Genomic DNA, 10,743 nt, shown 5'->3' with positions numbered 1-10,743 from the left:
TCTTCCTTGTGGGAATGTGCCGCCCGGCCGTGCGTTCAGCACTCGGGGAGCGGGCGGCGCGAGGATCACGGAGGCGGACGCCCGGCACGAAGGCGGTGTCCACCGGGTGTCACGCCGGCCGGCGCGGGAGCGAACCCACCGCGCCGGCCGGCCGGAAGCGTCGGCCTGCTCAGCCGGCCAGCTCGTCGACGCTGCCCTGGTACTCGATGCCCTCGCCCTTGACCTGGTACAGGTAGATGGTCTGGTTGGTGAACTCACCCTTGTCGTCGAAGGAGAACTCCTTCGTCAGACCCTTGTACTTCGCCCCGCGCAGAGCGTCCACCAGCGCCTGGCGCTCGACGCCGCCGTCCTCGTGGAGCTTCTTGATCTCCTCGATGATCATCATCGCGGCGTCGTACGACTCGGCCGAGTACGTGCCCGGAGCCTGCTTGAACTCCTTCTCGTAGTCCGCGGCGAACTTCTTCGTCGCGTCCTCCTTGGTGGCGTCCGTGCACGGGCAGGTCAGCAGCCAGCCGTCCGAGGCGTCGCCCGCCAGCTCTATGAACTGCGCGTCGTTGGTGCCGTCACCCGACATCGCCACACCGTCGAAGCCCGCCTCCTTGAGCTTCTTGGCGAACGGGCCGGCGTCCTGGTAGTAGCCCGCGTAGATCAGCGCGTCCGGCTTGTTCTTGGTGACGTTCTTCGCCGCGGCGCTGTAGTCCGGCGTCTTCTGCGGCACGCTCTGGCGCACCACGTCCACACCGGCGGCCTTCAGGTCCTTCTCGGCGACGTCCGCCAGGCCGATGCCGTAGTCGGTCTTGTCGTCGACCACCACGACCTTCTCGGCCTTGACCTTGCCCGACAGGTACTTCGCCATCCCCGCGCCCTGGGCGCTGTCGTTCGGCACCGCGCGCAGGAACGTCTCGTAGCCCTTGGTCGTCAGGTCCGGGCGCGTCGCCGACGACGACAGCGCCACCAGGCCCGCGGCCCCGTACACCTCGGCGGCCGTGTCCGCCGGACCCGAGAACGCCGGGCCGATCACCGCGACGACGTCCTCGTCGTCGATCGCCTTCTGCGCGGCCGCCGTCGCCTTGTCCGGCAGACCCTGGTCGTCGACCGGGACGTACTCGACCTTGAACCCGAGGTCGCCCTCGGCGTTCGCCTGGTCGATCGCCAGCTTGATGCCGTTCTCCATGTTCTGGCCGAGCTGCACGTTGTCGCCGGAGAGCGGGCCCTGGAAGGCGATCTTGTACGCGTCGCCGCTGCCGCTGTCCCCTCCGCCGCAACCGGTCAGCGCGAGCGCGCCGACGGCCATGGGAATGGCCAGCTTGACGATGGTCTTGTTGAGCACGTGGAACCCCCTGGAGCCTGCTCAGATCACGACGACCGCCGTACCGTTCCGGCGTCGCGGTCCGCACGTACGTACGTGCGGTGTGGCCCGGAATCTATTGCCCCAGAAGCAGACCAGATAGGTGAGAGCGGCAGATGTGATCTCCCTGTGACCTGCGCCATGCGCCGGAAACAGAACACTCCTTACCGGAGAACGGACAGAAAGGGAAAGATCATCAGGGGTCGGACCCGGCGAATTCCCAACCGCCGGTCACAAAACCCGTCCGCCGCAACCCACTTGCGACCGCACACGGCCCACACGAAGATCCGGAATCCCCCCTCCCCCTCCGACACCCCCAGCTCACACGGGGCCGGCGCCGCCGAAGGCGAACGCGACCCGCTCTTTGCGGCCCGGCACCGGCAACGCCCTCCGCCGCACCCGGGCCGCACCCCCGGACGGCACCGAACGGCCCCGCACACCCCCGCGCGGCGTCACCGCTGCTGCTTCTTCTCCTCCGCGTCCTGGATCACGGCCTCGGCCACCTGCCTCATCGACAGCCGGCGGTCCATCGAAGTCTTCTGGATCCACCGGAACGCGGCCGGCTCGGTCAGCCCGTACTGCGTCTGCAGCACCCCCTTGGCCCGGTCCACCAGCTTCCGCGTCTCCAGCCGCTGCGCGAGGTCGGCGACCTCCCGGCTCAGCACCTTCATCTCGTTGAACCGCGACACCGCCATCTCGATGGCGGGCACCACGTCGCTCTTGCTGAACGGCTTCACCAGGTACGCCATCGCGCCCGCGTCCCGCGCCCGCTCCACCAGCTCGCGCTGCGAGAAGGCGGTCAGCATCAGCACCGGGGCGATCGACTCCTCGGCGATCTTCTCGGCCGCCGAGATCCCGTCGAGCACGGGCATCTTCACGTCCATGATCACCAGATCCGGCCGGTGCTCCCGCGCCAGGTCCACGGCCCGCTGCCCGTCCCCGGCCTCGCCGACGACGTCGTAGCCCTCCTCCTCCAGCATCTCCTTGAGGTCCAGGCGGATCAGCGCCTCGTCCTCGGCGATGACGACCCGCGTCGTCTCCGGAGGCACGTGCGCCCGCTCGCCGGCCGCGCCGGCTCCGCTGTCGGCGCCGGCGTCGGTGCTGATGGGCTCGGGGATGTCCGCGGTGCTCACTGGGCTCCTCGTTTTCCGGCCAGGTGGACCACAAGAGCCTACCTAGTTCCTGTAAGGTGTACCTACGTCGGGAGGCCCCAGCCTTCGATTCACATGGCCCCGGTAGCCCAATTGGCAGCAGGCAATGGATTCAAAACCCATACAGTGTCGGTTCGAATCCGACCCGGGGCACTTTACCTTCATTTCCAAGGTTGCAAGCAAAGCGGGAAAACTTCACTGATCAGAGGGAACACCCCTCGGATCCGCCCCCGGGGAACAGTCTCTCGTACACGCTCGCGAGCATGTACGACCTCGCCACGCGGAAGCGTGTCCTCGCCCTCGTCGACCAGGGCCGCAGCCTCAATTCCGTCAGCAGACAGACCGGGATATCCCGCTCCGCGATCCGCGCCTGGCAGATCCGCGTCCGGCCGCTCCCGAACGCCTCACGGGAGGAGGACTGCTTCCGGTGCGGACCCGAGCCGTCCCTCCCCGCCGACAGGCCCGCCTACGCATACCTGCTCGGCCTCTACCTGGGCGACGGCTGCCTCAGCGCGCACCCCCGGCGTGACGGCCACTACCTGCGGATCACCTGCGCGGACGCCTGGCCCGGTCTGATCACCGCGTGCCGCGAGGCGATCACCGCCGTCCTGCCGGACCGGAACGCCTACCTCGTACAGACGCAGGGGTGCGTCATGGTCACCTCCTACGGCCGTCACTGGACCTGTCTGTTTCCCCAGCACGGGCCGGGCAGGAAGCACGGGCGGCGCATCGCCCTGGAGTCCTGGCAGCAGGAGATCACCGACGAGCACCCCTGGGAGCTGGTCCGGGGGCTCGTCCACTCCGACGGCTGCCGGATCACCAACTGGACGACACGTCCCGTCGGCGGCGTGCGCAAGCGCTACGAGTACCCGCGGTACTTCTTCACCAACACCTCCGAGGACATCGTGCGCATCTACGGAGAGACCCTGGACCGGCTGGGAGTCGAGTGGCGGGCCGTACGCCGCCCCACCGGGGCGTACAACGTCTCCGTCGCCCGCCGGGCGTCCGTGGCGCTGATGGACGCGCACATCGGCCCCAAGCACTGAAGGGGGGCGGGCGGGTGCGCGGGGACGGGGGAAGCCCCGGCCGCCGCTGGCGCGGGGCGGCGGCCGGGGCTTCCCGGTTCACGGGGCTGCCGGTCGGGCCGTACGGGGCCGGGTCAGCGGACGGGGTGCTCCTCGCCGATGCGGTGGACGCGGACCATGTTGGTGGTACCGGGGACGCCGGGCGGCGAGCCGGCGGTGATGATCACCTTGTCGCCCCTCTCGCAGCGCCCCATCTCCAGCAGCCGCCGGTCGACCTGCTCCACCATCTCGTCGGTGCTGCGCGCGGTGGGCCCGAGGAAGGTCTCCACGCCCCAGGTGAGGTTGAGCTGGGCGCGGGTGGCCGGGTCGGGGGTGAAGGCGAGGACGGGGACCGGTGAGCGGTAGCGGGACAGGCGGCGGACGGTGTCGCCGGACTGGGTGAAGGCGACGAGGAACTTGGCTCCGAGGAAGTCGCCCATCTCGGCCGCGGCGCGGGCCACGGCGCCGCCCTGGGTGCGGGGCTTGGCGCTCTCGGTGAGGGGGCGGAGGCCCTGGGAGAGCATGTCCTCCTCGGCCGCGGCGACGATGCGGCCCATGGTCCTGACCGTCTCGACCGGGTACTTGCCGACGCTGGTCTCGCCGGAGAGCATCACGGCGTCGGTGCCGTCCATGACGGCGTTGGCGACGTCGGAGGCCTCGGCGCGGGTGGGCCGGGAGGAGTCGATCATCGAGTCGAGCATCTGGGTGGCGACGATGACCGGCTTGGCGTTGCGCCGGGCGAGGGCGACGGCGCGTTTCTGCACCAGGGGGACGGTCTCCAGGGGCATCTCGACGCCGAGGTCGCCGCGGGCGACCATGAGGCCGTCGAAGGCGGCGACGATCTCGGCGAGGTTCTCCACCGCCTGGGGTTTCTCGATCTTGGCGATGACGGGGAGGTGGCGGCCCTCCTCCTTCATGACGCGGTGGACGTCGGCTATGTCGCGTGCGCTGCGGACGAAGGAGAGGGCTATGACGTCCACGCCGGTGCGCAGTGCCCAGCGCAGGTCGTCGACGTCCTTGTCGGAGAGGGCGGGTACGGAGACGGCGACGCCGGGGAGGTTGAGGCCCTTGTGGTCGGAGACCATGCCGCCCTCGGTGACCTCGGTGCGGATGCGGGAGCCGTCGACGGCGGTGACCTTCAGGGCGACGCGGCCGTCGTCGACGAGGACGAGTTCGCCGGGTGTGACGTCGTCGGCGAGTCCCTCGTAGGTGGTGCCGCACTGTTCGCGGTCGCCCTCGACGTCCTCGGTGGTGATGGTGAACTCCTCGCCGCGTTCGAGGAGTACGGGGCCTTCGCGGAATCGTCCGAGCCGGATCTTCGGGCCTTGAAGGTCGGCGAGGATGCCGACGCTGCGGCCGGTCGCCTCGGACGCCCGGCGCACGCGGTGGTAGCGCTCCTCGTGCTCGGCGTGGGCGCCGTGGCTGAGGTTGAGGCGGGCGACGTCCATCCCGGCTTCGACGAGCGCTTTGATCTGCTCGTACGAGTCGGTGGCGGGGCCCAGGGTGCAGACGATTTTCGCGCGGCGCATGGTGGCGACCCTACGACTTACCCGCCGGTAGGGAACTGTGGAGAGGGAACTGTTCAACGGCCGTTCCATATAGGGCCGTTAACAACTTGTGAAATGGGCACGAGGCCGCTCGGATGAGCATTCCCGTTTTCTCCGGCGGCATATGACGGCGGCTGCGGGCTTTCTTTCCCGGCTGCGCGGGAGTCGTCGGACAACCGCCCGGAAATCGCGGAACGCCTCATTCCCCCGCTTCCCGCCTCCGCTGCCCCTTCCGGGCTCCGCCGGCGCCGGCCCAAGGACCCGCCCCGCCCGCCCGCTGTTGACAGGGACACTGCCCGCGACGGAGTCTACGCGCGTCGCCACGGAGGCGGCCGTACGCGCCGCCCGAAGGCGCGAGGCGCACGATCGCGAGGAGAACAGCAGCATGCCGCTCGACCGCAGAGGCTTTCTGGGCCGTACCGCAGCGACCGGGGCGGGTGTCGCCCTGGCGGGCGCGGCCGCGGCACCCGCCGAGGCCCGGGAGGACGGCCGAGGGCGGCGGGGTGCGGCGAAGCGCCACTCGTTCACCGTGCTGGGGACGACGGATCTGCACGGCAACGTCTTCAACTGGGACTACTTCACCGATGCCGAGTACGACGACAGCCGCCACAACGACATCGGGCTCGCCAAGATATCGACCCTGGTGAACCGGATCCGCGCCGAGCGGGGCCGCGGCAGCACCCTGCTGATCGACGCGGGCGACACCATCCAGGGCACCCAGCTGTCCTACTACTACGCCAAGGTCGATCCGATCACCGGTGGGAACGGCCCGGTGCATCCGATGGCGCAGGCGATGAACGCCATCGGCTACGACGCGGCGGCGCTGGGCAACCACGAGTTCAACTACGGTATTCCGCTGCTGCGGAAGTTCGAGGAGCAGTGCGACTTCCCGCTGCTGGGCGCCAACGCGCTGGACGCGGCAACCGGCCGCCCCGCCTTCCCGCCGTACTGGATGGGGAGGCTGCGCACACCGCACGGGCGGGACGTGAGGGTGGCGGTGCTGGGGCTGACCAACCCGGGGATCGCCGTCTGGGACAAGGCTCATGTGCAGGGGAAGATGACCTTTCCCGGTCTGGAGGAGCAGGCGGCGTTCTGGGTGCCCCGGCTGCGGTCGATGGGCGCGGACGTGGTGGTCGTCTCGGCGCACTCGGGCACCAGCGGCACGTCCTCCTACGGGGACCGGCTGCCGCATGTGGAGAACGCGGCGGCGCTGGTGGCCGAGCGGGTTCCGGGCATCGACGCGATCCTGGTGGGCCACGCGCACGCCGAGATCGCCGAGCGCCGGGTGGTGAACGCGGAGACCGGGCGCGAGGTGGTGCTGTCGGAGCCGCTGAAGTGGGGGCAGCGGCTGTCGGTCTTCGACTTCGAGCTGGTGTGGGACCGGGGGCGCTGGGAGGTGGAGTCGGTCTCGGCGGAGGTGCTCGATTCGAGCACGGTGGAGGAGGATCCGGCGATCACGCGGCTGCTGGGGGACGAGCACGCGGAGGTCGTGGCGTACGTCAACCAGGTGGTCGGGACCTCGGTGGAGGCGATGTCGGCGGCCGAGGCGCCGTACCGGGACACCCCGGTCATCGACTTCGTCAACTTCGTGCAGGCCGAGACGGTGCGCGAGGCGCTGGCGGGCACGGAGCACGCGGGGCTGCCGGTGCTGTCGCAGGCGGCGTGCTTCTCGCGGACGGCGGCGATCCCGGCGGGCGAGGTGACGATCCGGGACGTGGCGGGGCTGTACGTGTTCGAGAACACCCTGGAGGCGCGGCTGATCACGGGCGCGCAGTTGCGGGAGTACCTGGAGTTCTCGGCGCGCTACTACGCGACGGTTCCGGCGGGCGCGGAGGTGGTCCGGGAGGAGCTGACGAACGCGGGCGGCATCCCGGACTACAACTACGACGCGGTGAGCGGTGTCTCGTACGACATCGACATCGCGCGGGAGCCGGGGGCGCGGATCGTGGGCCTGGCGTTCGGGGGCCGTGCGGTGGCGGACGGCGACCGGTTCGTGCTGGCGGTGAACAACTACCGGGCGAACGGGGGCGGGAACTTCCCGCATGTGGCGTCGGCCCGCCAGGTGTGGGCGAACTCGGAGGAGATCCGCAACACGATCATCACGTGGGTGCGGGAGAACGGGGAGATCGACCCGGCGCGGTTCGCCTCGGTGGACTGGCGGCTGGTGCGCGAGGGGGTCCAGGTCTTCTGAGGGTCGGTGGCCGGCTTTCCGCGCGGGCGGTCCGGACCGCCCGCGCGCGTTGAATCCGCACTGTTATGGCCGGTGACACGGGGGATTCGCCGACTCGGGGGAGGGCGTGTGTCGTTCGACGAGCAGTGGGCCGCTCCGGTGGCGAAGGCCTCGGAGCGGAGCGGTACCGGAACGCGGCCGAACGAGGCCGGCCCCGGAGGCGGCGGAGGACGCCCGCACCGGTACGGCCGCCAAGGCCGAGGAGAACAAGGAGCGGCTGGCGCTGTCCCGGGACCTCCGGCGAAACAAAGGACAAGTCGGAGGTGTCCCTGGAGCAGAAGGTGAGCAGTGCGGTCGCTCCCGGCGCCGTGATGGCGGGCATCATGAGCGATGCCCGCACCGACGCCGTTCACGACTACAACACGGCGGCCGCCAAGGACTTCGACGAGGCCGACTGGTCCTGCGAGATTTCATTCGATGGAGACAACGTCTTCATCATGGCTTGGGAATGGTGGGAGCCCGGCTGGTCAGCGGAGCGCTTCGCACTCCGGCAAGCCTACGCGGACCCGGACAGGAAATCCGCCGACGGGAATTACGTGTACTCCGATGAAGACGCGGTGGCCGTGGTGCGATGCACGGAACAGGGGAGAGACGGGACATCTTCCTCACGGCCAGGGCAAGGAACGGCGGGGTACCAGATGCCGATGCCATGGAGAAGTTCATCGTCGCGTACCGCGATGAGTTCCTGAGAAGCGATCCGTGCGCCGACCAGTGAGCGCGTGGGTGCCGGGCCCCGTCCGCGGACGGGGCCCGGCACCCCGGGGCGTCAGTGTGCCGCGCGTACGCGCAGGGCGCGGGCGAGGTCGTCGAGTTCGTCGGCGAGGGGGCGGCGCAGGGCGGGGGTGAGCAGGTCGTCGGCCAGGCACCGCTGCCCCAGGGCCAGGGTGTCGGCGTCGGTGAAGGGGCGGGGGAAGCCGTGCCGTCCCAGTGCCTGGGCGATGGCGGGGCCGCGGCGGGCGGCGAGGGCGGGGGCCCGGTCGAAGTAGCGGGGTACGTAGTCGCGCAGCAGGTCGTGCTGCTCTGTGTGCCAGAAGCCCTGGAAGGTGGCTTTGAGCAGGTAGTTGGAGAGGGTGTCGGACTCGTCGAACAGGGCCTGCCAGGCGGCTTCCTTGGCGGTGGCGTCGGGCAGGGCCGCGCGGCAGCGTGCGGCGCCCTCGGTGCCGGTGGCACTGGGGTCGGCGTCGAGTGCGGCGCCGATGTCGGAGGTGTTCACGGCGCCGAGGACGGCAAGGCGGTGCAGTAGCCGCCAGCGCAGTTCGTGGTCGAGGGGGCGCCCGCCGGGGAGGGTGCCGGTGGTCCACCAGTGGTGGAGGCCGCCGGGGGTGGTGGCGCTGTCGATGGCGGCACGTACGGCGGTCAGGTGGATCCCCCCGTCGCGTCCGCCGCCGGCCGGTTCGCGTTCCAGCAGGGTGAGGGCGAGGTCGGTGAGGGCCTCCAGGGCGGCGGTGCGCTGCCCGGGCGGCAGGTAGCGGTCGGCGATCTCGTGGCGGGCGAAGTCCAGTACGCCGGCGACGACGGCGTCGTCCCTCTCGTGGGGCAGGTGGGCGCGTGCGGTGTCCAGGTAGTCGGCGGGCGGCAGTTGGCCGTCGCGGACCATGTCGCGGGCCGCGTTCCAGACGGTGGCGCGGGTGAGCGGGTCGGGCAGTTGGGCCAGGGCGCGTCGCACGGTGTGCCAGGAGCCGGTGTCCAGGCGGACCTTGGCGTAGGTGAGGTCGCGGTCGTTGAGGAGGACGAGGTCGGGGCGGGGGCCGTCGGCGGTGAGGGTGCGGCCGCCGTCGGCGGGGATGTCGGCTGTGAGTGGTTCGCGCGGTGCCAGGCGTTCGTTTCCGGTTCCGCCGTCCAGGTCGTACAGGCCGACGGTGACGCGGTGGGGGCGGTTGCCGGTGTGGGCGATCTCCAGGTGCCAGCGCCGGCCGTCCCGTCCGGGGGTGGTGTCGGTGGTGACGCGGGGGGTGAGGGTGTCGGCGCCGCTGGTGCGCAGCCAGCGTTCGGCCCAGGTGTGGACGTCGCGGCCGGAGGCGCGGGCGAGGGAGTCGAGGAGGTCGGCGAGGGTGGCGTTGCCGAACCGGTGGCGGGCGAAGTGGTCGTTGATTCCGGCGAGGAAGGGTTTCTCGCCGAGCCAGGTGACCAGCTGGCGCAGTGCGGAGGCGCCCTTGGCGTAGGAGATGCCGTCGAAGTTGAGCAGGGCGGTGGCGGTGTCGGGCACCGCCTCGGGCTCGGGGGCGACGGGGTGGGTGGAGGGGCGCTGGTCGGCGTCGTAGCCCCAGGACTTGCGGTCGACGGCGAACTCGGTCCAGGTGCCGGTGAAGCGGGTGGCCTCGGCGACGACCTGGTAGCCCATGTACTCGGCGAAGGACTCGTTGAGCCAGATGTCGTCCCACCAGCGCAGGGTGACCAGGTCGCCGAACCACATGTGGGCCATCTCGTGGGCGATGGTCACGGCCCGGCTCTGGAGCTGGGTGTCGGTGACGGCGGAGCGGTGAATGTACTCGTCGCGGAAGGTGACCAGTCCGGGGTTCTCCATGGCGCCGGCGTTGAACTCGGGGACGAACGCCTGGTCGTAGGAGTCGAAGGGGTAGGGCTCGTCGAAGATCTCGTGGTAGCGGTCGAAGCAGGCGCGGGTGATGTCGAGCAGTTCCTGCGCGTCGTCGTCGAGGTGGCTGCCCAGGGACTGGCGTACGTGGAGGCCGAAGGGGATGCCGGCGTGCTCGGTGCGCACCGAGTGCCAGGGGCCGGCGGCCAGTGCCACGAAGTAGGTGCTCAGTGGCGGGGTGGGGGCGCACTCCCAGCGGCCGGGCTGCCCTTCGACGCGGCGGGCGGTGCCGTTGCCGAGGACGGTCCACTCCTGGGGTGCGGTGGCGGTGACGGTGAAGGGGGCCTTGAGGTCGGGCTGGTCGAAGGCTGCGAAGACGCGGGGGGCCTCGGTCTGGAAGCACATGGTGTAGAGGTAGGTGCGGCCGTCGGCGGGGTCGGTGAAGCGGTGCATGCCCTCGCCGGTGCGCGAGTAGGCCATGTCGGCCTCGATGCGCAGTTCGTGCTCGCCCGCGCTCAGCCCGGTCAGCGGCAGGCGCCCGTCGGCGAGGGAGGCGGTGTCGAGGCGGTGTCCGTCGAGGACGGCCCGGTGGAGGGTGCGGGGCCGTACCTCGACGAAGGTGTCGCCCGCTTCGCGGGTGGTGAAGCGGACGGTGGTGGCGGAGCCGAAGGCCTCCTCGCCCCGGGTCAGGTCGAGGTCGATGGCGTAGTGCTGGACGTCGATGAGCCGGGCTCGGCTCCGCGCCTCTTCGCGGGTCAGTGCGGGCATGGCGCTCATGCTGCCGTATCGGCCGGGCGGGGCGCACCGGGTGTCCCGCGCCGTGCCCTCCGGCCGGTGGTGGGCGGGGCCGCGGGACCGGGGCCGTGCGGC

Annotated in this window: 7 protein-coding genes and 1 tRNA gene; 4 read left to right on the top strand and 4 right to left on the bottom strand. The window is 70.7% G+C overall.

Features of this window, described 5'->3' with window-relative positions:
- Nucleotides 1-169: 169 nt before the first annotated feature.
- Nucleotides 170-1,330, bottom strand: a complete 1,161-nt coding sequence (locus BMY40_RS03975; protein ID WP_093655304.1) for a branched-chain amino acid ABC transporter substrate-binding protein — start codon at nt 1,328-1,330, stop codon at nt 170-172.
- 470 nt (nt 1,331-1,800) lie between these two features.
- Complete coding sequence (locus tag BMY40_RS03970) at nt 1,801-2,454, bottom strand: ANTAR domain-containing response regulator (protein WP_093655803.1); 654 nt, start codon at nt 2,452-2,454, stop codon at nt 1,801-1,803.
- A 123-nt stretch (nt 2,455-2,577) separates the two neighbouring features.
- Between BMY40_RS03970 and BMY40_RS03965 the strand changes: the two genes are divergently transcribed.
- Together BMY40_RS03965 and BMY40_RS03960 are read left to right on the top strand one after the other, a co-directional pair.
- Nucleotides 2,578-2,652: transfer RNA gene (locus tag BMY40_RS03965), tRNA-Leu, on the top strand.
- Between the two features lie 110 nt (nt 2,653-2,762).
- Nucleotides 2,763-3,545, top strand: coding sequence for a helix-turn-helix domain-containing protein (locus BMY40_RS03960; RefSeq protein WP_093655302.1), 783 nt, complete (start codon nt 2,763-2,765; stop codon nt 3,543-3,545).
- 113 nt (nt 3,546-3,658) lie between these two features.
- On the opposite strand, the gene pyk is transcribed toward BMY40_RS03960, so the two are convergent.
- Nucleotides 3,659-5,092, bottom strand: coding sequence for a pyruvate kinase (gene pyk / locus BMY40_RS03955; RefSeq protein WP_093655300.1), 1,434 nt, complete (start codon nt 5,090-5,092; stop codon nt 3,659-3,661).
- A gap of 403 nt (nt 5,093-5,495) precedes the next feature.
- On the opposite strand from pyk, the gene BMY40_RS03950 reads away from it, so the two are divergent.
- Both BMY40_RS03950 and BMY40_RS03945 read left to right on the top strand, forming a co-directional pair.
- Nucleotides 5,496-7,301 carry a bifunctional metallophosphatase/5'-nucleotidase gene (locus BMY40_RS03950; protein ID WP_093655298.1) on the top strand — a complete coding sequence of 602 codons (1,806 nt, stop codon included), beginning with the start codon at nt 5,496-5,498 and terminating at the stop codon, nt 7,299-7,301.
- A 302-nt stretch (nt 7,302-7,603) separates the two neighbouring features.
- Complete coding sequence (locus tag BMY40_RS03945) at nt 7,604-8,029, top strand: hypothetical protein (protein WP_093655296.1); 426 nt, start codon at nt 7,604-7,606, stop codon at nt 8,027-8,029.
- A 77-nt stretch (nt 8,030-8,106) separates the two neighbouring features.
- On the opposite strand, the gene pepN is transcribed toward BMY40_RS03945, so the two are convergent.
- Nucleotides 8,107-10,641, bottom strand: a complete 2,535-nt coding sequence (gene pepN / locus BMY40_RS03940; RefSeq protein ID WP_093655294.1) for an aminopeptidase N — start codon at nt 10,639-10,641, stop codon at nt 8,107-8,109.
- Between the last annotated feature and the right edge of the window lie 102 nt (nt 10,642-10,743).

It is taken from the genome of Streptomyces radiopugnans, assembly GCF_900110735.1.
GTDB lineage: Bacteria > Actinomycetota > Actinomycetes > Streptomycetales > Streptomycetaceae > Streptomyces > Streptomyces radiopugnans.
Note: the sequence above shows the minus strand (reverse complement) of the source record. Positions and strands in the feature narration are given on the sequence as shown.